This window comes from Paenibacillus sp. 598K (assembly GCF_003851045.1).
Lineage (GTDB): Bacteria > Bacillota > Bacilli > Paenibacillales > Paenibacillaceae > Paenibacillus_D.
Genome location: NZ_BFBX01000076.1, coordinates 12014 through 35974, shown reverse-complemented (window position 1 = coordinate 35974; position 23961 = coordinate 12014). Strand labels below are relative to the sequence as shown.

Sequence of the window (23961 nt, the reverse complement as noted above, 5' to 3'; positions counted from 1 at the left end):
AAGCATGACCCCATCGGTAAAAGGGACATTGATGATCGAAGGCTGCGAGCTCGAGATCTCCAACCCGGACAAGCTGCTCTGGCCGGAGCAGGGTATCACCAAGCTAATCTACCTGCAGCAGCTTGGCGAGCTGTCGCCCTATCTGATCAAGCATTGCAACGGCCGCTACCTGACGACCATTCGCTATCCGAACGGTATCCACGGCAAATCGTTTTACCAAAAAAACTGTCCGCAGCCCCAGCCGTCCTTCGTCCATCTGGCCGAGCAAAACGGCATCCAATATGTCCACCTCGACAGTCTGCCGACCCTGCTGTGGCTCGGCAACCTGGCGGCGCTGGAGTTCCACGCCTCCTTCGACCGGATCGGCGAGCCGCTCACGCCAACCGAGTGGGTGCTCGATCTCGACCCCTCCTTGGAGGAGGAGCCGCGGATCATGGAGGCCGCCAGCCTGGTCGGCCAGCTGCTGGACTCGCTCGGGATCGCCAGCGTGCCCAAAACCTCCGGCGCGACTGGCGTCCAGATTACGGTGCCGCTCGTCCCCGACCTCAGCTTCGACGAGCTGCGGCAGCTCGGTCAGTTCATCGGCGATTACCTGTCCTCGTCGCGGTCCGATCTGTTCACGATCGAACGGCTGAAGAAGAATCGCGGCACGCTCATCTACGTCGATTATCTCCAGCACTATCAAGGCAAGACGCTGTCTGCCCCGTATACGCCGCGAGCCCGGCCCGGCGCGCCGGTCTCCACCCCGCTCACCTGGGACGAGGTCGCGCGCGGACCGCAGGCGCGCGATTATCATCTGCTCAATATCGGCGAGCGGCTAGCGCAGGTCGGTGATCTGCTCACGCAGACGCCGCCGCAGCAGCTGCGGCCGATCCTCTCCTTTATCAAGGGCAAGAGCCCCTCGCCCGCCGGCCGCTAGGGTTTGCAAACATACCCTAGAGGAGCGGCGATAGCATGCGCGCCACGATCTCGCTGGCGCGCTGCATCCGCGGCCGCGCATGGAACTCCGCCAGATGCAGCTCCTTGCTGTCCTCCAGATCGCGCATGAAATCTTCGGTCAGCTGCCGGATCGGCGCTTCGTCGAACAGCATCGCATTGATCTCGAAGTTGCTGAAAAAGCTCCGCATATCCATATTCGCCGTGCCCACCGAAGCGACCAGATCGTCGATAATCGTCAGCTTGGAGTGGATGAACCCCTTCTGATACCGATAGAACCGGACGCCGGCCGTCATCAGATCCTCCACATAAGAGAGCGATGCGTACATGACGAGCCGCGAGTCCGCTCGCTGCGGGATCAGGATACGCACATCGACGCCTGCCAGCGCAGCTGTCCGCAGTCCCATCAGGATGCTCTGATCCGGGATAAAATAAGGCGTAGCCACGTAGATGCTGCGCTTGGCGACGCCGATCGCGCCCGACAGACATTCGAGGATCGTGTCGGCCGTACTGTCCGGTCCGCTGGAGATGATCTGCACATGCTGATCCGTCTCGCAGCCGTGCTCGGGCATATAGGCTTCGTCCTCCAGCTTCTCGCGCGTCGTGAACCACCAGTCTCGCATGAAGACGTCCTGCAGGAAATAGACGGCGTCGCCGCTAATCTGGAGATGCAGGTCGCGCCAGAAGCCCAGCTTCGGATTGCCGCCGACATATTCATCGCCGATGTTGATACCGCCGAGGAAGCCGACAGTGCCGTCAATGACAACGATCTTGCGATGGTTGCGATAGTTCATCCGCTTGTCGAAGAAAGCAAGACGCGGCGTCAAAAAGCAGTTCGTCCGCACGCCCGCCTCAGACAACTCGCGCAGGTAAGCGAGGCCCAGCTCATAGCTGCCGACGCCGTCATAGATCAGTCTGATCTCCACGCCTTCTCTCGCCTTGCGGAGCATCATCTCCTTGAAGCGCTGTCCGATCTCATCATCCCGCACCGTGTAATATTCGAGATGGATATGATGCTTAGCCTGGGCCATCGCTTGCAGGATGGCGTCAAAGGTCGCTTGACCGTCATTAAGGATCCGGACGGTATTGCAGCCGGTGATCGGCGATTGCGCCAGATTGTGAAGCAGACTGAACAAGCGCTCCTGATGGTCGAAGCGGCCCTCTCCGAGATCCGAGATGCGGTTGACGAGCTTGCAGCGGCGCAGCGCTTTGAGCCGATGCTCGCCGGCGATGACGCCTCGCTTGCGCACGGTCCGCCGACGCTGGAAGTCCTTGGCCATAAAGTAGTACATGACGAAGCCGATCAGGGGGAAGACGAATAGGATGAGCAGCCAGGCAACCGCTTTGGAGGGCCGGCGGAATTCGGCAATGAGAATAGTAGCCATCTGAAAAATAAAAATCACAAGCGCCAAGACAAGCCAGATCATGGATGACTCCTTTCGGGGGCGGCTCCGCTCGCCATAAACCGTTCCGGTTAGTGTTCGCTCGCGCTCCTTGCGTTATACCCTCCTATACCCCGCTACAGGGCGTGTTGCATCAGTTGCTGTACAAGATGTTGTCATGAATGAGCGACAAGTCGAATAAATAGCTAGAGAGGGATGGGACATCACCTTAACTTAGGAGGAGGTCTGCTCCAATGTTCAAGGAATCGAAGCGTTACTCATCGGCCGACACAAAAATCGGGCAAGGAACATCAAGCGAGGGCAAGCTCGTGTGCGAGGCCGATCTGCGGATTGAAGGGGAGTTTCGCGGGGACATCGAGTGCAAGGGCGAGATCATCGTCGGCGAATGCGGCATCGCCCACTCCACAGTCGTCACCCGCGACCTGACGGTGGCCGGCATCGTCTATGGCGAGGTCAGCACCTCAGGCAGACTCATCATCACAGCGTCCGGGCAGATCCACGGCACCGTGACGACGCCGCTGCTGCACATCCAGGAGGGCGGCCAGTTGAACGGCCATGTCGTCATGGTGCAGGCGCCTTCATCAGCATCTGGGAAGCTGGGCGCCGCCTCCCGCAAGGAGGAGAGTGCGTCCAAGGAGAGCAAGGATTCGAAGGAAGCCAAAGAGAAGTCTCGGGCTGCTGGATAAACTCGGATCTTGCAGCGATAACATGAAAAGAGCTGTCCTCCCTCTCGTCGCAATGACGGAGGGGAGAACAGCTCATTCTTTGTATAGCTCGCCGTATAGCTCGTCGGTAGATTAGGCGATATCCCGTTTGTTAAACACCCACCAGGTAATCGCAAGGAAGGCCACATAATACCCGCCCAACACAGCCAAGGTGAAGCCAATAGGCTTGCCGGTGATCGTCGAGACGTCGCTGTTCAGATAATCGGTCAGCGCCATATTGGCGAACAGCAGATAGTCTACCCACGCGTAGTCGAGCATCCGGATAATGCCCGTGACGATGCCACCTCCCAACAGGAGGAACAACGACAGGCCAATCGCCAGACCGCCGCTGCGGAATACCGTCGAGATCAGAAACGCCAGCGTCACCGTAATCGCAAGCGTCACGAACTCATAAAGGTAATACTGTATCCAGTAGCTGAGGGGGTTCATGCCGCTAGTCCCTAGCGCTTCATTGCTATAACCGAAGAACAGCATCGAGGTCAAGACGCTCCAGGCAAAGGTCACTGCGATGAAGAACAGACCAAACAGCAGGAGCGCTACATACTTCGACAGCAAAATCTTGGAGCGGCTCCATGGCCGGATCATCAGCAGCTTGATCGTGCCTGTGCTGAACTCGCCCGCTACCGTCTCGGCGGCGATGACCACTGCGAACACGGTAGCCAGCATAATGCCGATCGCACTCTGAACGATGAGAATGTCCCACATCGAGACGCTCGTACCGCCTCCGTACACATAGGTCATAAGCGGGATGACCAGCGACAGCAGCAGCAGGATCGCCAGCATAATCCAGGTCCGAAGGCGTCGGTATATTTTCATATTCTCGTTGTTGACGAGCTGCAGGAAATCAAACAATTCGTTCGCCCCCCGTCACTTCTAGGAACTGGTCTTCCAGCGTTTTGGTATGCTTGCGGATGCCGTATACCTTAAGCCCCGCCTGCACCAGTGTGCTATTGACGGCGGCGATTTGCTCGCGTTCGCCTTCGAAGGTGAGCATGCCGCCTTCGAGCACCGCTCCGAGCCCGGTCAGCAGCTCCAGCGCCGCTTGCGGCTGATCGACCTCAAAAAACACCTTGGTCAGCGCCAGCTCGCCCTGATGCTGGCCAATCTGCCGGACATCGATCAGCCTGCCATTCTGGATAATGGCAACACGGTCGCACATCAGCTCCATCTCCGAGAGCAGATGGCTCGAGACGAACACCGTGATACCCTCCTCGCGCGCCAGCTGGCGCAGGTAATCGCGCAGCTCGCGGATGCCCGCAGGGTCGAGGCCGTTGGTAGGCTCGTCCAGGATGAGCAGCGCCGGCTTGTGCATGATCGCTTGCGCAACGCCGAGACGCTGCCTCATGCCAAGCGAGTACGTCTTCACTTTATCGTGGATGCGAGCGCCCAGACCGACGAGCTGCACGACCTCGTCGATGCGTTGCTTCGTGATCCCCGGGATCATCCGGGCGAAATGCAGCAGGTTCTGATACCCGGTCAGATATTTGTACATTTCGGGATTTTCCACGATCGCGCCAACATAACGGATCGCCTGCTCATAGGCGCCGGTAATGCTATGCTCGCGGATGAAGATCTCGCCCTGGCTGAGCTTCATTAGGCCGACCATCATACGGATGGTCGTTGTTTTGCCCGAGCCGTTGGGGCCCAGGAAACCAAATACTTCGCCAGAGGGCACCTCTAGCGTCAGATTGTCGATAATGGTTCGTTTGCCGATACGTTTGGTCACGCCTTGCATCCGAACGACCGGCTGACGGTCGGACGGAGGGACTTGCGCTCCCGCAGGAGCCGAGCTGGGGGTCATGCCATCTCTCCTCTCATCAAGCTTCCATTATTATATCCGATCCGTGAGAGTCAAGGGTAGTTATTTAGCAAAAACTTAGCAAACCTTTACAGCTCGCGGCATGCTTGGCGTCACGCCAGTCACAAGCTCAAGAGGCAACCGTGTCCGAAGAGATGCAAAAAGCCGCCTGCGGCTCATCGCAGTGCGGCTTGATCTGTGCTTATCCTCGGGGAGGGTCAAAAAGCCCAAGCTAGTTCTTTGCGCTCTTTATATGGGTAAATAGGCGGGTGTTGACGGTCCTGCAGCGGGGCGCTATCGGCGAGCGGATTGGACAGATCCTGCATGCCGTTTTCCTGTTCGCCGCAAACGGCGCAACAGCCGAGTGGATGTATGATTTTGAAGAAGCCTGTGCGAAACAGCACCTGAGCCTCCTCCAGCTTCTCCATCCGTCCACAGCCGACACAGTAATAGTGGTCCGATCTTAACATCAACAATCTCTCCTCGGCTTCGAATATACATAACGTATCTAAAATGCATTTATGTTACAAAACGTATCTTCCCTCCTCTAAATTTATGACAAATATCGAACCTTGTCAAGCCAAAGATGTAAAACTTGTTGGCTTTTGTCATGAATGCGCTTTCTTTAGTGGGTACCAAAACATGCCTCCGCCCTGGCATAGGCTAATCGGATCATCCGTATTGGCGCAGCCATCCCTCCGCCTGGCGGCGACTGGCCACATCGAGCGCGCTCAAATCTTGCAGCTCGCAGCGATGATCATTGAAGTTTACGATAATCCAGCGGGATGGCGAGAGCTGATGCAGTTGCTCGTCTGCGGCGTGCAGCACGATCGTCTCATCCCCGCATGTCGTACGGACATGCCACATCCAGCCGTCCTGATCACTGACGATCGACTCGATCCGCTCGATCCTCGGTAGCAGATGGACTCGCTCCAACTCCCGCTGCACTTCCTGGCGGCTCTCCTCATCGAGGAGCTGCAGATGATGGATGAGCGCGATGCGCTCTCCGGTATGGCTCAGCACGGCGATATAGCCCTCGGGGATCGCTCGCGGCAGTCCATACGCGATCCTTATCTTGTCGTAACGGCCCCCCTCCATCTCCAGCACCAGCATGCCTTCGGGACTCCGGTACAGTCTGATCGGAGCCTGACTGCCCTGTTCGGGGCGGTAGTAGACCAGGTTGCTCATTCGGAACCTTCCTCTCTAGTCGAGATCTTTTATCCTTCTGGCATCGAACGTCGGCACCAGGCTTCCCGCCCGCGATATTCAGCCTTCTCCGCCATCGCGCCGATAGTCCCACAGGATTCGCCATTCGTCATTTTCTTGCGCGACATAATTCATTTGCTCCAGTTTGAATTGTCCGAAGATCGGACTGAGGAAGACGCTCTGCACGTTGACAGCATACACGTATTGCAGCTTGGAGGCGTTGGGCTCCATACGCCAATCGCCTACCAGCTCCGGCTTGCCAATCGCATACTGGAAGGTCTGTACGCCAAAATGATTTAGTAACACATGCGCGCGCGTCTCGATATAACTCTCCTTGGAGAAACGCTTGTGCATGTCCGAATGGAACAGCTCCCACGAGCTGCCAAAGTCGCCTTGCTGCTCTGCGGCATAAAAGGCGTCCACAACTCCCGCCACATCGCTCTCGCGGCTGGAGCTAAAGGACGATTGCAGCCATCCGTAGATTTGCCACCCGCCCCAGATCAGCAAAGCACCCAATATAAGGATCGGCACCAGCCGCAACGGACGGCGTCTTCTTCTCAGCATACGCTCCCTCCCCGTATAAACCTAGCTAGTACAGTCTATGATGGGGAGGGTAACACTATGCTCTAAGTTGTAGTTGCAATAGAATCAGACGTAGGCGACTTTTCGGAACGCTTGCTTCCAAGTCTTTTAATAAACTGAATTAATGGACGTTCAACAAATGAGAAAGCCATGCATCCTATAATTATGGCTAACAACATCATAATTATGGATGAAGCCAACGGACCAATATGCAAATGTAATTCCAACTTGTGGAACAGTTTCGACAGGACCGATATTGCAGGCTGGTTTATTAGATACAAGGAATATGAAGCCAGACCCAAATAGTTTAATAGCTTTGGAATCTTGATTTCCCGCTTCATATCAATACTGGAGAGTCCCAAAATGACCAAGCAAGAAAAAAGCGTGTAGCCAAGCGAAACATGTGTGTCTATAAATCCATTTACATGATTTATCCAAGTTAATGGAAATCCGATTATTCCGATTATAACCATCGTTTTTCCATATTGGATTCGGTAGTTTAACACTATAAACGCCAAAAAGCACCCGAGCACAAATTTAATCAGGGTATAGCTGAATAGATAATCTATCCATATGGAATCGTGCGGTATGAGAAACAGGGCATTTGCCACTACAACGATTAGCCAAATACTTACGATTACGCCCGATAGTCGGGGAGAAAAAAAGAGAAACGAGAAAATAAAATAAAAAAGAACGGTGTGACATAATGACCATGCGACCCCCAGCACAGGAGAATGAGGCTGATGAATAAGTAAATAGGATTTTACAATTACTAACGAATCTGTCTCCCACCCTTGACCAAAATCCGGGACAAAAAAATACACCGGCACAATTAGGGTTAGAATAACCCAATAGAAGGGATAGATTCTTATGAATCTTCCTATAAGAAATGATTTCAGTTTACTCCTGTTTCCGATATGCTTGTGAAACAAGTAAAAAATCATGAAGCCGCTGAGCACAAAAAAGAAGTCTACCCCTCCGGAATAAGGCAGACTGTTCATCCCCAAAAAGTTGTAGTCAAAATACTTTGAAGAAAAGTTTGAGGTATGCAGTAAAATGACTAATAGAGGGACTATCGCCCTTGAAACATGGATTAAGGATAAATGCTTTTTCATAGTTTCACTCCTATATGCTGAAAATCATCCATCTTGCGATCATATAGTTTATGTGAAGACAAAGAGGAGTAGACATTCATTTTAGTTTGGTTACCACGTTCCTTGTTAAAGGTACAATAACCAATGGGCAAGAGAAGAGGAGAGCCGGAATGGAAAGGAATTTCTTTTCTTTCACTCTTTGGTTGATTAAATACTCACTTAACTGAATGTCCTTTTTTCGTTGGTATCTTCTTAACGCTTCTCTCATCCCCTGGTCCTCACCATACTTTAACAGGAGCTCCGCAATCGAGTTAAGCTGCGATCTTAAGGCATGTTCCCGATGGTCCGAACTTGTCAGTGAGGCCGGCCTTATACGATAATAATATAGCGCCTCGCTGGTTACTGACATTTCCCCTCCAGCAATAATGCATTCCAGCAAAAATCTAAAATCCTCCCCGTGAAGCAATTTATCTGAATACAGCAATTCTTTTTCTCGGATAAGCGATGTCCTAATCACAGGCTGCAAATAGCCGTAATCCTCTCTTATCATTTGAATGGGGGACACTTGAAACTCAGCATCCTTTTTACCGATTATCGATTCTCGAGATTTCAAATAGTTGGCATGGCTTGTCTTTGCGCCATCATATATCAACAATATATTGTCGCTGACAATGCCAGCTTTACTGCGTGCAGCAAGCTCGATTAGCGTCTCAAGCCGCTTCTCAGCCCACCAATCATCAGCATCAAGGATGGCAACCCAAGCTCCTGCGGCTTTGGCAATTCCACGATTCCTTGAATAGGACGGGCCTTTGTTCTCTTCATTGCGTAAAAGTTTGATTCGCTTATCGCCGTAGGATTCAACAACAAAAGCCGTATCATCACTTGAACCGTCATCAATAATTAACAGTTCTACATTTTTGTAAGTTTGATTTAGAACGGATTCTATTGCTTGACCGATGTATCGCCCAACATTAAATGCAGGGATAATGACTGACACCAGCTCGCTCACAAGAGGGCCTCCTTCATTTTTCATGCCTGCGCCGGTTTGCTTTCTCGCTCATACACAACCGCTCGCTTTGATCCAGTGTGCAACTCACTAATAGCCAATCGCATCTGCTGCACAAAACGGGACTCGTCGAACTGTTCTGCATACTGCCGTACCCTCACAGGATCGAACATCAAGCTGTCAAATTGCGTTATACTACCGACAAGCGACTCCACTGTCTGCTCCATAAAGAACTGACCGTTTACGCCAGGCTTTACTGTATCCAAAGCGCCACCGCCGCGATAAGCGATGACAGGCCGGCCGCAAGCGTTGACCTCCAACGGAGTAATCCCGAAATCTTCGAGTCCAGGAAACAGGAAGGCTCGACAGCCTTGCATCCAACGAAGCACCTCTTCATCAGCGAGACGCCCCATGAATCGTACGCACGGCGCAGCCATTCCCTCCAGACGCGATCTGTCCGGTCCGTCGCCAATCACGACAAGCTGGACCCCCAATAGGGAACATGCCTCAACAGCCAGATCGATGCGCTTGTAGGATACCAATCTCGAGACGACGAGCATATAGTTCCCTGGAGAATTACCGCTTGGCTCATAGCGCGACAGATTAACTGGCGGATAGATAATCGGCGCCTCTCGTTCATAATTTCGCTGGATACGTTCCCTGACAATCGTGGAGTTGGCGATAATCAGATCTACACGTCGAGAGTTTGTCCGGTCCCATAGCCGCAACGGCCTGATGAGCAGTCGCGCTGCCAGTTTGAGTACAGGGGATATGCGCATCCCCGCCATATACGTATCGAAGTCCCAGGCGAATCGCATCGGCGTGTGGCAATAACATACATGTAATGCTCCCTTGCGAACACGAGCTGCCTTGCCGTAGGCGCTGCTAGAGCTAATCACCAAATCATAGTCGCTCAACTTCATCGAACGCATCGCCAGCGGATACAGCCAGAAAAAAAGCTTGAATCGCTTTTGTATCCCCGGAATTCGCTGCATCCAGGTCGTATGAATCTTTGCACCCTGTAGTTCTGGCAGCAACCGCTCCCGATCGGCAATCGTCGTATAGATCGGAGCCTCCGGAAACATCCGATGAAGTGTACCGACCACACGCTCGGCACCGCCCATCTGATTGAGATAGTCATGTACGATAGCTACGCGTTGTCCCGTAGGCGACGACTGACGACCACTCCCCCCGGATGTGCCCCAGGTCACACGATAGATCTCCTCGATGCGTGCAGTTGTGCGCTGGATTGTAAACGAATGACGTACACGCTCGGCCGCTTGCTTGCCCATTAGACGACGTACGTTCTGGTTCTGCATCAGATGGCTGACGCATTCGGCCAGCGCTTCGATATCGCCTGTTTCATACAGCATGCCGTCCTTCCCGGGACGTACGATCTCTGGCACGCCACCGGAGCGAGTCGCTATGACTGGCGTTCCCTGCGCCATCGCTTCAGTGATGACTCTTCCGAACGGCTCGTTATTTGAGCAGAGTACTAGCAGATCCGCAGCGCAGCAGATCTCTGTGACATCGTTGCGGAAGCCCGCAAAGCGGATTCGGTCCTGCAAGCCCGCTTTTATGACACGCTCTCTTAGGTCGCGGTAGTAGTCAATATTCTCCTGACGGAATTTGGGTGCACCGACGATCCATAGATAGATGTCCTGCCCTTCCCAGATCAGTCGCTCTGCAGCAGCGACCGCATCTTCTTGCCGTTTCCAAGGGGCGATTTGGCCTATGATGACCATTACCTTCGCCTCCGGCGGCGTCTGCCACTCCTTACGGATTCGGTGCCGGTACCTAGCTCGCTCTAGTTCACTCAGCTCAGCGACCTCGACGCCGTTATGGGCCAGATGCAGCCTGCTGCGCAGTGCCTGTGCGGGGAAACCCGCCAATACTGGGTTTGATATCCCGACGATTGCCGTTGTCGTCGGGATGGCTAACCATTGGATCATCCTGCCCATCCAGCCACTGGGCGGGATATCCCGAACATGCCATATGACTGGACGACGATGTACCCAGACGAACAAGGACGCCATGATGCCTGCTCGCAACGAATTAGCATGGACCGCCTCTACCTGCTCGCGATGCACGGCCCTAGCAAGGCGCCAGCCCGCCTTGCACATGCCCCACATATCTTTAAGCAACCGAAGCGGGTGCGACGATTTCCTCGCCCGATAGGATTCGATCGAAAAGGTAGCGATGCCCGCTTCTTGTGCCCGCTCGAGCAACTCTCCCGACGGAGCAAAAAGGACCGGCTCGATCTGCTGTAGATGTTTCATCGTCAACAGCAGACTGATCTCGGCCCCACTAATGTCACTTGTATGGTTATAAAATGCAATTTTCATCGAACCTTCAGCCTCCTCCGGTCCGCAATTGCCATTTCGAATAATTGGGTTACCGACTCAGAAACGCCACCCCATGTGTACCGTTCCAGCACATGTTCACGGCAAGCCGCTCTGCTTGGTATCCCGCATTCGCCTGACAACACAGCCGATATTCGCCCACTGATCGCCTCAGGACTATGATCGTGAAACATCAGTTGTGATTCGAATTGATCCAGTATCTCCTTAGTGCCACCATAGGGAGTGCCAAGAACTGGAGTACCGCAGGCTAGCGCCTCGACTGTAACCAGCCCAAAGCCTTCGAGCGTCACCGTCGGCACGATGCTCAGGTCAGCCGCCTGGTACCAGCTCACCAGCTTCTCATTGCTCACCTTACCTAAAAGGAACACCGAGCGCTGTAACTGCAGCTCTTGGATCTGGTCTGCCAATCGCCCGCGCAACGGTCCGTCGCCGACGATATAGAGTACCGTGTCCGGCAACTTGGCAATTACCTGCGGCATCGCGGCGATCAAGCCTTCGATGCCCATTCGCCGGACCAGGCGTCTGGCGCAGAACAGGACGGGCTGTCCCGGCAGCAAGCCCAGCTTGCTGCGCACAGCCTCTCGATCGTCCGCAGGCCGGAACCGATCCACATCGACCGCCCCGGGTACAATGTGAATGCGTGTATCCGGAATGCCGTATTGCTCCGCGAGAATATCACGGAAGTAGCGACTGAGCACGATGAAGTAGTCAGAGCGCCGATACGAGAGCTGCTCGACGTTTTTTTTCAATTGGTATCGCATCTTCTGCATCATCCGCCCACCCCGGTCTTCTACTTGCGACTCTTGGGCCCACGGACCATGAAAATGCGTCACAATCGGAATATCTTCCGGCACCAAATTACGTGTAATCATCGAGGCGTACAGCGCAAAATGCGGGTTGTACACATCTGGCCGCTCCTCTCTTATAACTTGCCGGAAACGGGAGGCAAATGCCTGGCTACGGGAGAGTGGGCTGACCTTGGCTTGCTTAGGCAGCACTTCCTGGATATAGGGCGGCGCGCTGGTCTGCTCGCCGTGGGCAGTCATCAGTCCCGTCACCTGATGCCCGCGGGCCTGCATCGCCGCCGTATAATCGGCAAAGTAGCGATTTAAGCCTCCATGCGTATGATCGATCCAGCCCATGCCGGAAGCGAGTATGTTCATCGTGAAATCCTCCCCTTCGATGCATTGGCACACAATATAATATCCTGCACAAACTCCGTCACCCGGGAGACCTGATCCTGTTTATTGAATTGAGGGATCAAGGAAGGAATGGTACGGGAACGCTCTTCAATTTCAGCTTTGGAGACGCTGTTTATCCAGCTTGCCAAGCCTGCAATATAGGAACCAGACCACGGACAGTCACCATAAATTTTGTAGAACCAGTTGCGCTCCAGATCGTAAGCCATCGGGATCGTGCCAGTAATAATCGGCAATCCAATAGACAGATACTCGCTGACCTTGGTTGTATAACGAAAGCTCCCTACCTGATCGATGCTTTGCGGCAAGCTGGCCGCATCCATCGCAGCCAAATAAGATGGAACCTCTTCTCTGGCGACTCGTCCAGTAAACAATACTTTGCGGCTTTTATTGAGCCTCTCCAGATGGGGCTTACCCGAGCCGTCACCGACGATTACGACAGTTACATCGTCCCGATCCACTGTCTCCATTGCCCGCACCAGCTCGTAACCGTAGCAATACCCAATCCGTTTGTTCCAGTTCAAGGACCCCACGAGGCCGATGACAACATGATCCTCCGGGATGCCCAACCGCGCCCTTTGAACTGATCTCGCCCGGATTCGCTCCTCCGAGCTCAGTTCAAAGGGCGCCCACCCCGGCGCGGTCATCGCATAAGTCGACCCAAACGTTAGGGCTCTTCCCGTCAAGTATGGCGTCCATCCGATAAAACCGATCGAACGTTTATACAGCAGCTTCTCATACGTGTGGAACAAAAGACCCAAGGCCGGATGCTTCTGCGCGATAAAAGGCCCTACCGAGTCCCCGCTGCTTACAATATAGGGCGTGCGGTACAAGGTTCGCCCAAGTATAACCGCCAAGCCGCCGACAATCCCAGTCCCTTCCATCACGACAAGTTGCGGTTGCTCCGTCCGGATGCGGGCAAGGATATTCCAAAGGTTGCGAACTTTATTCTTTTTTTCAAAAGGATAGTAGCTTACGGGAAGATTGCCCAGCAATGCCCTCAGTCGGTGCTCGTCATCACCCTTGCTGCCTTGCGTGGCGAAACCTATTATAGTATTGCCTGACTCCTGTTCCACAGCTGTTCAACCCTCCTAATATCATGTTCTAGCTGCTTTGTTCTCGCCGTTTCTTCAGTTTATCCATCAATTTACGCAGTTCCTGCATGATCAGTCGAATATCTGAGCCATTCAAAATTAACTGGACCTTGCCCGGGTATCGACGTCGCAGCATGATCGATACGAAGGCCAGGCGTACAAGTGCGGTGGCCAGCAAGGCGATGGCGACTCCTGGCAGGCCGTAGGCTGGGAGCAGCCATAGCATAAGCGGAACGTTCAGCGAGATGCCGATTGCCTCCATGATCGAGATGAAGCCCGGCTTACCGTTAGCCATAAAAAACTGGATCATAATGCCTACGCCGCTGGCTACAATCTCGCGTACCAGCAAAATTTGCACTGTAGTAACAGCGTTAAGAAATTCATGCCCATAGAGCCATTCAATAGCAAACGAGCTGAGAAAAATCGCTGCTATACAAAATAGTCCAGTGACGGCAACGCCGATCCGGAAAGAAACCAACGTCATTCTGAGAACGGTTTGCTCGTCATTCCCCGAAGCCTTCGGAAACAATACGGTGACAATGGTCGTTTGAATGATTTTGGGTAACTTGGAGAGAGCCAAGGCAACAGAGTAATACCCCATCTGCGTCGGCGTCAGCATGGCTACGACGAGAATCTGATCTAATTGCATCGAGATCGTGCCCAGCAAGTCTACTGCATAAGCACGAATACCATAACCAAATAACTCTTTGCTGCGTTGCTTAAGACTTCGGAAGGATAGCTTGATCTGCTTGTAAATCACATAGAATACAACAGCAGCAACAGGCAAACCGCTTGCCAAGTAAGCGGTCGCCGTTAACATCGGTGTTACTTGGCCCGTAGCAATCAAGACAATTATAAGAACAAGCGAGATAAAGGGTCCGCTGGTTTTGGATAAATTAAGCAGTCGGTAATTGTCATACGCTTGCAACGCTGAGCTCATGTAGGCCGAGAGTAAAACAATCGGACAAAGGATCATTGACAACTGAACGTATATAATAACGGCGGGGCTATACTCCGAGAGAAATTGTGGTACAAAGAAAACCCCAATTGCGGCTGCAATTAAACCTAACACAGCTGCAAATAGGATCGAAACCGTAAAATAATCAGAAGCAAATGCTTTATTCTTCTTATAGTAGTAAACTAAAGATGACGGAATGCCAAACGTTAAGGTGAAGGCAATAAATTGAGGCCACATAATCATGGCCGCTTGCTCACCTCTCCCCTCAGGCCCCAAAAACCGAGCAACCAAAATACCTGTCCCCATATTCAATGCCATTAAGCATACGGACGAGAACAATACTTTGCTTGCCGCCGAAACAAAGCTCGACGTTTTTTGTCCGCCGAAAGAGAGCAGGCTAGCCCGCCAGTTGGCAACGCTCCTCATTGAATACACTCCTAACTCGCATTCAATGGAACCTGATCCATGTGAACGTTTTTTTCATATGCGCGGATATAGCTAGCAGTGGTTTTCAGTGTAAATCCTGCTTGCTTGAAGCCAGACCAGCCGTTTTTTATAAGGCCATGCAGCACAACATGCAGAACTGCCGTCCCCAGGAAACAACTGCTTTTCCACAGGCTCTGCTCGCTGTACCGGTAGCGCTTATATGTGACATACAGCCTGGAGGCATCAATATAAGGCTTGTAATAATCACGATTAGCCTCGGCTGGGTAATGCTGATTGACCGCCCGTTCGCAAATATGAATCGTATAGCGCGCCCCGCTTGCACGTGTTGTCAGATCGACTTCGTCGTAACCGTAGCGCAATAGCTCATCAAAACGAAAGGTATCGAATAACCTTCTTGGAAATATGGTGCTATTGATAACGACCGTTTTTATCGGCTCGCCACTGCCGTACATTTTGGTTTGAAAGCCTAGAAAGCTTTGGTCATGAGGATGAATCAGATGCTGATTGCGATACTCAAGACCGGTCACAATATGCTCCCCATCAAGCAAGTCATGCTCCAAGAGATACGCGTAGATACTCTCTACAAAGGATTCGCCCAGCAACACATCATCATCAATAAACAACACATGAGTGCCGCTCACCCTTGATAACGCATGATTGCGGTTGGCGCAAAGGCCTTTCTTGGGCCCTTCCATCACGATGACTTCCGGAAAATGAACCTTGACCATCTCCATCGTTCGTAGATCCGTACTGTCATCGGAGACGATCGTCTCATGTATTGGATAAGAGGAGTTTTGGACGGATATCAAAGCCTTCGCCAGTTCATCGGGACGATTTCGTGTACAGATGCAGACCGACAGTTTAAATTCTCCCCTTGGTTGATATGCCGTTTGCATTCCATCGTCCCCTTTGCGTTGCAATAAATTTTTTCAACAGATGATCGTATTTTCCGGTGACAAACAATCTAAACACCTGCAACAGACCGGGAGCCGTTGAAGTGCCGATGAATACCGACCAGAGTAAAAAAACTTTACTTTTGAATGGTCCCAAATACTGTTGGATCGTTAAAGTTTCATTGTAGGCACTGTTGTACTGCGCGATGGAATTAAAACTGTTTCGCTTGTCCTCGTCGAATCGCTGAGCAGGGAAATGATCCACCGCAACCAGTGGGTCATATACCAGCTTCCAACCCGCCCGCTTGACCTCCAAACTAAAGGCCATATCATTGTGCACCTGAGCGCCGTTCCCTTTGAGCCGTTCGTCAAACCAAATTCCGGAGATCGCTTTCCGTCGATAGCTCATATTGGCCCCTTTCAATAAATCGACCTCCTGCACCTTCGTTCCCAAGTGGTGATTGCCTACGACCTTTCCAAACCAATGGATTCTGCCGATTCGTTCCTTCTCTCCATTCAGGACAACGCCTCCGCTATGCACCCAATCCCGGCCGCCGACACCGCCAACTTCGGGATCAGCGTTAAAATTACGCTGGATATGATAGAGCCACTCTTTTCGCGGTACGGTATCATCATCGGTAATTGCTATAATGTCTCCCTTGCTGCTTGCCAGTCCTTTATTCAAAGCAGCAACCGTCCCCGTAACCGTAATAATCGTTACTCTGACTGTCAATGGCGTAAACTTTTGACGCAAAGCGGCAATCGTTTCAAAATCCGTATCTCTAACGACTACAATAACCTCATCAGGCAACACCAATTGACGCTGCAGCCCTTTAAGACAAGCAAGCAAACTATTTGTCCGTTTGTATGTCGGTATAATAACCGTGATCACATCCGTCCCTCCTCTCTCGCCGCACTCGATTCTCTGGCAGACTGTCGGTCCAGGTATCCTATACATAGCCATACAATAGCTACCGTTGTGTAGTTGCCTCCAATCAACCATGTTCCTAGCGTCGCAAGCAAAATACCGAAAACGCACAGGTTCACACTATTGTGGCGGCAATGATGATATGCCAGTCTCATGACATGAAACACAATCATCATATAGAGTATCCCGCCAAACAACCCTGTTGACGTGAACATATTGCTAATATCGACCTCAGAATTGCTACTGCCATCCGAGAATTTCATCCCCGCTAACGTTGTGCTGCCCAATCCGCTTCCGATTGGATTGGTCAATCCGTTCCTCATCCCACTGGAAAAGTATTCCCAATGCAAGCCTAACGTCGAATGCTCTTCATCCATTGGATTGGCCAGACCATTTACCTGTCTGGCAATTAGTTCATTTTCGCCGGCGTCGATATTAATGATGTATTGGTATGCTATGACGACCGCAACAGCAACCAAGCCTGTGAGTAGAATACGGGTCTTGTTCGTTCTTGCATTGACTACTGTAATGATAGCCAGCGCCAAGATGAACATGATAACTGGCGTTCGGCTTCCTGTCATCATCAGAGCGTAGGAAAAAAGCGGCAGCAAAAGTGCCGCCACCACCTTCCACTGTGCTTTGGCCTTGAGCAAGGCTACCCAGCAAATCACACCACCTAGTAAAATATACTGCGCATATTCGGCAGCGCTGGTGAAAAACGAGAATCCTCGGGAGTTCTGACCTACCATTAATGCCGCGTAACCGGATATCTCAATCCACGCTTCTTCGAAGCTGAAGAACCCGAGATGGACTTGCTTCAAGGAGTACAAAAGACTAATAACGCCCATTATGACTATCGTTGCAAGAATCCGCTTGATCCATCGCTCATTGACATATAATCGGCCCATTAGCATCCAGGTGAGCGGCACGATGTAGAAAATCATCCCGCCCAGTCCAACCATAAGAGAGCCCTGGAGCGGATTAAACACTTGCAGGAAAGACAGCAACAATAAAATGCGAATCAGCTTGAAGATCCGAGTATCTGCTTCAATGGGCTCTCGTCCGACGTAGGTTTTGTACACCCAGTAAGAGCCTAGCAGCAAAACAACAGAAGGCGCCAGCACTACAAGCGGGTCAAAACCACTCCATCCCGCGTAGGGGATCAGCAAACGACGAAAAAATCCCATTAGCGGCAAATACAAAAGCAGGCTATATAATACAAAAATCGGGTTGCGCAAGCTAAGGGACATCGCAATAAGAAAGAACACTGTAAACAGCAACAATCGAGTCATACCTGGATTTAATGCAAAGCGACCAAGAATATAACTTGAGCCAATGATGGCGACAATCAACAGGAAGGAGCGCAATAGACCATTGTCTCTAAGTTTCACGGTTAACGTATTCAAATCGGCCCCCCCTGTTTTGTGTCGTCGTCAGCATCCTCTGGTATTGCCCCATCATTTCCCGATACGTATGTTCCCAAGTCAAAGGGCTAACGCGTTCCCTGGCCTGCGTTCCAAGCTGGCGATAGGCTTGGGGTTGTTCCAGTACCTGGGCCAAGGCTTCAGCCAGGCTTCTACTGTCTCGCTCTATATAAATGCCGTCTTGACCATCTCGGATCAAATCCTCAATACCGCCGACCTCAGTCGTAAAAATTGTCAGGCCGGCCGCTGCGGCTTCATGGACGACAAGCGAGAATGTCTCATAGCTGGAAGGGAAGACGAAAATGTCGCTTAAAGCCATCCATTCCTCGGGTCTAGGCTGCTTGCCGACAAATACTGCACGGTTGCGGTGACTCTCGCTTAATCGTTGAAGATAAGGTTGAGGATCGCCTTTGCCTACTACCAACAGTCCGACATCGGGGTATCGGTCCGCCAGAATCACGAAGGCCTCCACCAACAGATCCAAACCCTTCCTGGACCAGTCCCCCCCCATGAACAACAAGTATGTCGATGATTCAGCAAGTCCATACTGGCTGCGGAATGCTATTTTCTCTGCTTGCGTACAAGGCTTAAAGCGCCCAAGATCAACACCATTAGGTATAACAGCGATCTCTTGTTCTTGATAAGGAAAAGCTGCGAGCAGTTCTCTTTTGACACGCTTGGATACAGCAATCAATTGCTTCGTTCTCTCGGGCCGATAGACTAATTTTTCCATGCTGCGAGCAATGCCGCCGGCGATCCGACTATTCCACTTCTTCCAGATCGATTGATTCAGCTCGGATCGCGTATTGCCTACCGCCTGAAGGTAACCGTCGTGACAAAAATGCACGGTCGAAAACTCCGCTCGATTAAATACGATGGCTCCTGTTGTATGTAAAATATCTCGCTTGAGAAAGACGATACGCAACGACGCAAATATGGAAAACAGGATTAATCTTACCGGAACCGGTCTCGTGATGACAGGTATCCGAATGTGGCGAACACCCTCGGCGTTTTTGAGCTTCAGGGAGCTCGAGACAACGATCAACTCGCACTCATTTTTGAGACGTTGTATAACTTCTTCCAGGTGAAGCTCCATGCCGCCTGGTCCACCTACATCATGGGCGACATAGACAATGACAGGTTTCTTTCTCATCTCAAAACCACCTCGCAGATGAAGAATCGATTACGTGGAGACCGGTCGTGGTTCCAGAGTAACGGGCAGCTCATTCATCAAAGTTGCCATATCGAGCGCTAGCCGGATGGAGCTAAACTCCGCTGCGCGCAGCTGTGCATGCTGACCCAAAGTTTGCATTTCCTCGTCGGAATCAATCAGTCGCCCGATGGCTTCAGCGAGCGATACAGCATCGTTCGGCTTCACGAGCAAGCCATTGATGCCATCCTGAAGAATTTCTTCGGGCCCTCCGGATTTCGAGGCAACGACACCTTTGCCAAGCGCCATCCCTTCGATAATAACCATACCAAAGGGCTCAAAACTCGTAGAAGTATGGACAACAATATCAAAAGCCTGCATCCACAGGGTAGGATTGTCTTGATGTCCAGCGAACCTTATCCGACCGCCCAGACCTGCCTGGTTGGCTTGCTCTTGCAGCTCATCAAGGTATTGGGGCTCCGAGAAATGCTCTCCACCGATCACGACAAAATAGGCGTCCGGGTGCTGCGCATGTACATATTCAGCCGCTTGGACAAAGATATGAACCCCTTTCCACCTTTGCAACCGCGCCGCAATACCTACGATCGGACCGCTCGTGGGCAGCCCAAGTTGTCTTCGCGCATCCGTCGGCGTAACAGTCTGTGTGCGCGAGACCAGCTCGGCGTCGATTGCGGGATACACCACTTTCGTCGGCATATCGGGGAGCGCTTTGGATTGCAACCTTTCGACCGATTGCGAGCAGCAAACCACAGCTCTTGCAGGTAGGAGATCAATGATGCGTTGCAGTCCGCTCTTGCCACTTACCCCGTGCTGCCACCAGACCGCTGGCGTTTTTGTCATCCATGCAGCTGGCCCGGCATAGAGATGGGCCTTGGTCATCCAGGACATGACCGCTTCAAGCCCATGTCTTCTGATCCAGCGCTTCAGTTGGATAACCAGCGATACATACTTCAACACATTCCGTACTCTGCCCGCTTCCAATACCTCTGTCTCGTAACCAAGAGAAGCCACTGTTTCGACCATTGGTCCGTGCTCTAGAAACACTATCTTGTATTCGATTTGGCCTTCCTCCCGGTTGGCCTTCAGCAGATGCAGCAGCATCAGTTCAGCGCCTCCACGCTGACTGGCCAGTGGCATGACGACTCCCACCCTCATCTTATTCTCTCCCTCTACTTTATATATAGAAACCTTAACTAAGCCGTTTTGGCAGACTACCATCGCCGCAAAACGACCTACTTAAGGCTTCTATGTCTGTGTCTATAACCGGGCATCAAACCCGCCCTCACGCCATACCCTTGACGACAAGCGTCTAAGGCCGCCAGACCCACAGCATGGCCGAGTGTCTGCAGTGATAAAGGTACAGCAGACGTTACCTTGGCTTCGTATTATTATTTATTGATAGACATGAAGCCCCTTTCGTTTGACCTTGTTGAGGACGACACCAAGTAGCTTCGCATTGACCTGATTTAGATAGAAGCTCACCTTTTTCGCATTGGAACGGTTCACCTTGCCGTATTCGACGACAACGACAACTCCGTCCGACTTGGCCGCGACGATCTGTGCATCGGAGACAGAGAGTGCGGGCGGAGTATCGACGATGATAACGTCGTAGGCCTGCTTCAAATACTCCAGCAACTCATCCATGCGTGGCATCGTTAGCAGCTCGGCAGGATTAGGCGGCGTCAGCCCCGAAGGGATAAATGCGAGATTTTCGATATGCAGCGAGCGCACGACTTCCTGAGGTTCTACGGATAGATTAGCCAGAAAATTGGCGAGTCCGGTGTGATTGATCACGCCGAACATTTGATGCAGCGCCGGTCGCCGCAAATCAGCGTCGATCAGGACGACTCTTTTGCCAGTCTGGGCGATCGAGATAGCGACATTGGCCGCCGTGCTCGATTTGCCCTCGCCTTTTTTGGTGGAAGTAATCATGATGACCTTCAATTCTTTGCCGTCGGCGGGAAATGCGATGCGCGTCCGAATCGCTCGGTAAGCTTCGGCGATCGCTGATTCGGGATTAATATCCATAATCAGTGGTTGGCTACTTGGTGATGGCCGCATAGTTAGAGTCACCTGCTTTCGGATGGGAATACGACTGTCGTTTATGCTTTAGATCGCTCTTGCGGATGCGGACGACGCTCGCCAGCGTCGGCGCCCCGAATACTTGCGAAATGTCCTCCTCGGTCTTCAACGTATCGTCCAGATACTCCAGAAGGAAGCAAAGCGCGATGCCGAACAACAGCGAGATTGCAAAGCTCATGGCGACCGTCTGAGTCCGCTTGTCATTCACCGGGGGCGGGTTGCCATCCAGCGGCGCTTCGTTGAGAATCGTTATGTTGTCCACCTTCATGATGACAGGCACCTGCTCTTGGAAGACGCGAGAGACGGTATTGACGACCGTAGCTGCCCGCTCGTAGCTGGTATTGTATACCCGAAGCGTCATCACCTGCGAGGTATTGGTCGTTAACACCTGGACGCTCTGGATGAGTTGATTGGTTGTAAGCTGCAACTCCGGGTGACGCTCGACTACCTTCCCCATGATTGCTGGCGTATTAATTATTTCCCGATAGGTGTCAAGGAACATCCGTGTAAAGGTGAGTGTGCCGTAATCGATCTGTTCGCTACCGGATTGACCAATCGTATTGTTAATAATCAGTTTGGTTGACGCTTCGTATACTGGCTGAAACGTCGAGTAGGTGTAATAGGCCGTTGTGACTGTTGCAACGATAGCGCAGGCAACGACAATCCAGAGTCGTTTGAAAATTACCCGGGCGTATTCTTTAATCTCCAATGTCATTTCCCTCCGAGCCTCCTGAATTTATGCTACAAAACGTAGCATCCCTTACCGGTTACTATATGATACATTTTGTATCATGTCAAATCTTTTTTTCACGCCGTTTCATCGCAAAACTACGCGACGTCGCCTCGTCGACAGGCAGGGGGAGCCGTCGAAGAGGCGTCGATTAGGAGTTGGCCGTCAATCGCAAACCGTCCCCCCTGTCCTGCTGGCGGTATTGCATATTGTAGAGCCGATGATACATGCCTTTGGCTTCCATCAGTTGATGATGCGTGCCTTGCTCGACAATCTTACCTTCGTCGAGCACTACGATGACGTCGGCGTGCTTGATCGTCGACAGCCGGTGAGCGATGACGAGCGTCGTCCGCCCTTCCATCAGTCGCTCGAGCGCCTCGCGCACCTCCTGCTCGGTCTCGCTGTCGAGCGCCGAGGTCGCCTCGTCGAGCAGCAGGATCGGCGCGTCCTTGACGAGCGCCCGGGCGATCGCGACCCGTTGGCGCTGGCCGCCGGAGAGCTTGACGCCCCGTTCGCCGACCTCGCTCTCGTAGCCTTCCGGCAGCGAGGCGATGAAGCTGTGGATGCCCGCTGCGACGGCGGCCCGCTCGATCTCCTCCTGCGTCGCGCCGTCGCGGCCGCAGCCGATATTGTCGCCGATCGTGCCGGCGAACAGATACGTCTCCTGCGGTACATAAGCGATGCGGCTGCGCCACGCCTCCAGCGGCAGTGTCGCCGTATCATCGTCGTCCATCCGCACTCGCCCACGCTCCGGATGATAAAATCCGAGCGCGAGGCTGAGCAGCGTGCTCTTGCCCGCTCCACTCGGTCCGACCAAGGCCGTCACGCGACCTGCAGGGATGCTCAGATCGAACCGCTCAAGGACGCGTTGACCCTCCTCGTAGCCGAAGGCAACCTCCTCGAAGCGGAGCTCGGGCGCCTGCCGTGTCGGCGTAGTCGGCGCCGGCAGCGACTCCGTCTCCGGCGGTGTGCGAAGCAGGCCGACGAGTCGCTCCACGACGGCGAGCGAGCGCTGGAACGCGCCCCAAAGTCCCGCCATCCCCGTCATAGGCGAGATCAGGTAATTCATCAGGCTGACGAAGGCGAGCAGCGAGCCCACCGACATCCTTCCTTGCGCCACGTATATCGCTCCTAGGCCCATACTCATAAAAAAAGCGATCGTTCCGGCCGCGCCGGATCCGACCTGGAACCAGCCGCGCAGCTTCGCCATCCGCAGCTCCAGCTTCAGCAGCGATTCATTGTGCTCGTTATACCGCTCATGCGTCCTGCGCTCCATCTGGAAGGCGCGCAGCACCGTATGCGCAGCAAAGGTATCATTGAGGAACACCTGGATACGGCTGAGAAGACCTTGTATCTCGCGGCTGCGCCGACGCAACAGCTTGCCGAAGACAGCACCCGCCGCAGCGGCTAGCGGTCCGATGGCGATGCAGATGAGCGTCAGCTCCAGATTGATCGTCGCCAGGTACGCGAAGGCTGCGACCGCCATCAGCGGCAAACGGATCATCTCGAGCACATTGGTGCCGATCGCGCCATCCATCCCGCTTACGTCATTGGTCAGGTGCGACACCATCTGCCCCGAGTGATGCTTGTTGTAATAGCTTGCCGGCAGACGCAGCATATGGTGGAGCAGGTCGTTTTTTATATCTCGCTTCACCTGCTGGACGGCGGCGGCGCCAGAGACCATCACACGATAGTTGATGATGCCGTTGATCAGGATGAACAGGACGCCCATCAGGATCAGGTTCTTGACCGTGGCGACGTCGCCGAGCAACGCCGAATCGGTGATCTGCTTCAGGAACCAGGAGTAGGAGATGGTCAGGACGATGCCGACCAGCATGAGCAGGAACAGCTCGGCATAGAGCGACTTGTATCGCTTCATATAAGAGTAGATCAGTTGGACGGGTTGTTTCATCTCGCCGATC

The 23961-nt window shown here is 52.8% G+C and carries 22 protein-coding genes; 2 read left to right on the top strand and 20 right to left on the bottom strand.

Translation table 11 applies throughout. The features are described from left to right. Positions 1-4: 4 nt before the first annotated feature. Positions 5-919 (top strand): non-homologous end-joining DNA ligase, encoded by a 915-nt coding sequence (gene ligD, locus PA598K_RS21710; protein WP_128658974.1) that lies wholly within the window; start codon positions 5-7, stop codon positions 917-919. Positions 920-935: 16 nt separating this feature from the next. Here ligD and cls read toward each other — a convergent pair whose 3' ends face one another. Continuing rightward, positions 936-2363: a cardiolipin synthase gene (gene cls, locus PA598K_RS21705; RefSeq protein ID WP_128658973.1), complete on the bottom strand. Its 1428-nt coding sequence runs from the start codon at positions 2361-2363 to the stop codon at positions 936-938. A gap of 209 nt (positions 2364-2572) precedes the next feature. On the opposite strand from cls, the gene PA598K_RS21700 reads away from it, so the two are divergent. After that, on the top strand, positions 2573-3025 hold the full coding sequence (locus PA598K_RS21700) for a bactofilin family protein (RefSeq protein ID WP_128658972.1): 453 nt from the start codon (positions 2573-2575) through the stop codon (positions 3023-3025). Between the two features lie 111 nt (positions 3026-3136). Here PA598K_RS21700 and PA598K_RS21695 read toward each other — a convergent pair whose 3' ends face one another. The 19 genes from PA598K_RS21695 to PA598K_RS37395 form a co-directional block, all read right to left on the bottom strand. Beyond that, complete coding sequence (locus PA598K_RS21695) at positions 3137-3916, bottom strand: ABC transporter permease (RefSeq protein WP_128658971.1); 780 nt, start codon at positions 3914-3916, stop codon at positions 3137-3139. After that, positions 3909-4865, bottom strand: coding sequence for an ABC transporter ATP-binding protein (locus tag PA598K_RS21690; RefSeq protein WP_128658970.1), 957 nt, complete (start codon positions 4863-4865; stop codon positions 3909-3911). Before PA598K_RS21690 ends, PA598K_RS21695 begins: the two co-directional genes overlap by 8 nt. Before the next feature lie 215 nt (positions 4866-5080). Then, positions 5081-5290 (bottom strand): hypothetical protein, encoded by a 210-nt coding sequence (locus PA598K_RS21685; RefSeq protein WP_128658969.1) that lies wholly within the window; start codon positions 5288-5290, stop codon positions 5081-5083. Positions 5291-5534: 244 nt separating this feature from the next. Then, positions 5535-6050, bottom strand: coding sequence for a DUF1854 domain-containing protein (locus PA598K_RS21680; protein ID WP_128658968.1), 516 nt, complete (start codon positions 6048-6050; stop codon positions 5535-5537). A 78-nt stretch (positions 6051-6128) separates the two neighbouring features. Further along, complete coding sequence (locus PA598K_RS21675; protein ID WP_128658967.1) at positions 6129-6632, bottom strand: hypothetical protein; 504 nt, start codon at positions 6630-6632, stop codon at positions 6129-6131. A gap of 62 nt (positions 6633-6694) precedes the next feature. Next, positions 6695-7765 (bottom strand): acyltransferase family protein, encoded by a 1071-nt coding sequence (locus PA598K_RS21670; protein WP_128658966.1) that lies wholly within the window; start codon positions 7763-7765, stop codon positions 6695-6697. A 76-nt stretch (positions 7766-7841) separates the two neighbouring features. Continuing rightward, positions 7842-8753 carry a glycosyltransferase gene (locus PA598K_RS21665; protein WP_185602151.1) on the bottom strand — a complete coding sequence of 304 codons (912 nt, stop codon included), beginning with the start codon at positions 8751-8753 and terminating at the stop codon, positions 7842-7844. Between the two features lie 20 nt (positions 8754-8773). Beyond that, entirely contained in the window at positions 8774-11095 is a 2322-nt protein-coding gene (locus PA598K_RS21660) for a glycosyltransferase family 4 protein (RefSeq protein ID WP_128658964.1), read from the bottom strand. Beyond that, positions 11092-12276 carry a glycosyltransferase family 4 protein gene (locus PA598K_RS21655; protein ID WP_128658963.1) on the bottom strand — a complete coding sequence of 395 codons (1185 nt, stop codon included), beginning with the start codon at positions 12274-12276 and terminating at the stop codon, positions 11092-11094. The genes PA598K_RS21660 and PA598K_RS21655 overlap by 4 nt, the downstream gene beginning before the upstream one ends. After that, a complete protein-coding gene (locus tag PA598K_RS21650) occupies positions 12273-13388 on the bottom strand; it encodes a glycosyltransferase (protein WP_128658962.1) in 1116 nt (371 codons plus the stop codon). The genes PA598K_RS21655 and PA598K_RS21650 overlap by 4 nt, the downstream gene beginning before the upstream one ends. A 28-nt stretch (positions 13389-13416) precedes the next feature. Beyond that, positions 13417-14790 (bottom strand): oligosaccharide flippase family protein, encoded by a 1374-nt coding sequence (locus PA598K_RS21645; RefSeq protein WP_128658961.1) that lies wholly within the window; start codon positions 14788-14790, stop codon positions 13417-13419. Positions 14791-14801: 11 nt separating this feature from the next. Continuing rightward, on the bottom strand, positions 14802-15707 hold the full coding sequence (locus PA598K_RS21640; RefSeq protein WP_128658960.1) for a glycosyltransferase family 2 protein: 906 nt from the start codon (positions 15705-15707) through the stop codon (positions 14802-14804). After that, entirely contained in the window at positions 15673-16596 is a 924-nt protein-coding gene (locus tag PA598K_RS21635; protein WP_221414166.1) for a glycosyltransferase family 2 protein, read from the bottom strand. The genes PA598K_RS21640 and PA598K_RS21635 overlap by 35 nt, the downstream gene beginning before the upstream one ends. Further along, the gene (locus tag PA598K_RS21630) at positions 16593-18038 is read right to left on the bottom strand and encodes an O-antigen ligase family protein (protein WP_128658959.1); all 1446 of its coding nucleotides are present in this window, start codon (positions 18036-18038) and stop codon (positions 16593-16595) included. Before PA598K_RS21630 ends, PA598K_RS21635 begins: the two co-directional genes overlap by 4 nt. Beyond that, a complete protein-coding gene (locus PA598K_RS21625; protein WP_128658958.1) occupies positions 18013-19209 on the bottom strand; it encodes a glycosyltransferase family 4 protein in 1197 nt (398 codons plus the stop codon). Before PA598K_RS21625 ends, PA598K_RS21630 begins: the two co-directional genes overlap by 26 nt. A gap of 30 nt (positions 19210-19239) precedes the next feature. Next, on the bottom strand, positions 19240-20364 hold the full coding sequence (locus PA598K_RS21620; RefSeq protein WP_260405536.1) for a glycosyltransferase family 4 protein: 1125 nt from the start codon (positions 20362-20364) through the stop codon (positions 19240-19242). Between the two features lie 255 nt (positions 20365-20619). After that, positions 20620-21288, bottom strand: coding sequence for a CpsD/CapB family tyrosine-protein kinase (locus PA598K_RS21615; RefSeq protein ID WP_128658956.1), 669 nt, complete (start codon positions 21286-21288; stop codon positions 20620-20622). Continuing rightward, positions 21269-22024 (bottom strand): YveK family protein, encoded by a 756-nt coding sequence (locus PA598K_RS21610; RefSeq protein WP_128658955.1) that lies wholly within the window; start codon positions 22022-22024, stop codon positions 21269-21271. Before PA598K_RS21610 ends, PA598K_RS21615 begins: the two co-directional genes overlap by 20 nt. 166 nt (positions 22025-22190) lie before the next feature. Further along, on the bottom strand, positions 22191-23951 hold the full coding sequence (locus tag PA598K_RS37395; RefSeq protein WP_221414165.1) for an ABC transporter ATP-binding protein: 1761 nt from the start codon (positions 23949-23951) through the stop codon (positions 22191-22193). Between the last annotated feature and the right edge of the window lie 10 nt (positions 23952-23961).

Coding starts and splice junctions, on each gene's coding strand:
- PA598K_RS21675 (WP_128658967.1), bottom strand. CDS start 6,632: ATGCTGAGAAGAAGACGCCGTCCGTTGCGGCTGGTGCCGATCCTTATA.
- PA598K_RS21685 (WP_128658969.1), bottom strand. CDS start 5,290: ATGGAGAAGCTGGAGGAGGCTCAGGTGCTGTTTCGCACAGGCTTCTTC.
- ligD (WP_128658974.1), top strand. CDS start 5: ATGACCCCATCGGTAAAAGGGACATTGATGATCGAAGGCTGCGAGCTC.
- PA598K_RS21670 (WP_128658966.1), bottom strand. CDS start 7,765: ATGAAAAAGCATTTATCCTTAATCCATGTTTCAAGGGCGATAGTCCCT.
- PA598K_RS21680 (WP_128658968.1), bottom strand. CDS start 6,050: ATGAGCAACCTGGTCTACTACCGCCCCGAACAGGGCAGTCAGGCTCCG.
- PA598K_RS21615 (WP_128658956.1), bottom strand. CDS start 21,288: ATGCGGCCATCACCAAGTAGCCAACCACTGATTATGGATATTAATCCC.
- PA598K_RS21655 (WP_128658963.1), bottom strand. CDS start 12,276: ATGAACATACTCGCTTCCGGCATGGGCTGGATCGATCATACGCATGGA.
- PA598K_RS21620 (WP_260405536.1), bottom strand. CDS start 20,364: ATGCCACTGGCCAGTCAGCGTGGAGGCGCTGAACTGATGCTGCTGCAT.
- PA598K_RS37395 (WP_221414165.1), bottom strand. CDS start 23,951: ATGAAACAACCCGTCCAACTGATCTACTCTTATATGAAGCGATACAAG.
- PA598K_RS21645 (WP_128658961.1), bottom strand. CDS start 14,790: ATGAGGAGCGTTGCCAACTGGCGGGCTAGCCTGCTCTCTTTCGGCGGA.
- PA598K_RS21610 (WP_128658955.1), bottom strand. CDS start 22,024: ATGACATTGGAGATTAAAGAATACGCCCGGGTAATTTTCAAACGACTC.
- cls (WP_128658973.1), bottom strand. CDS start 2,363: ATGATCTGGCTTGTCTTGGCGCTTGTGATTTTTATTTTTCAGATGGCT.
- PA598K_RS21625 (WP_128658958.1), bottom strand. CDS start 19,209: ATGAGAAAGAAACCTGTCATTGTCTATGTCGCCCATGATGTAGGTGGA.
- PA598K_RS21640 (WP_128658960.1), bottom strand. CDS start 15,707: ATGCAAACGGCATATCAACCAAGGGGAGAATTTAAACTGTCGGTCTGC.
- PA598K_RS21700 (WP_128658972.1), top strand. CDS start 2,573: ATGTTCAAGGAATCGAAGCGTTACTCATCGGCCGACACAAAAATCGGG.
- PA598K_RS21690 (WP_128658970.1), bottom strand. CDS start 4,865: ATGACCCCCAGCTCGGCTCCTGCGGGAGCGCAAGTCCCTCCGTCCGAC.
- PA598K_RS21660 (WP_128658964.1), bottom strand. CDS start 11,095: ATGAAAATTGCATTTTATAACCATACAAGTGACATTAGTGGGGCCGAG.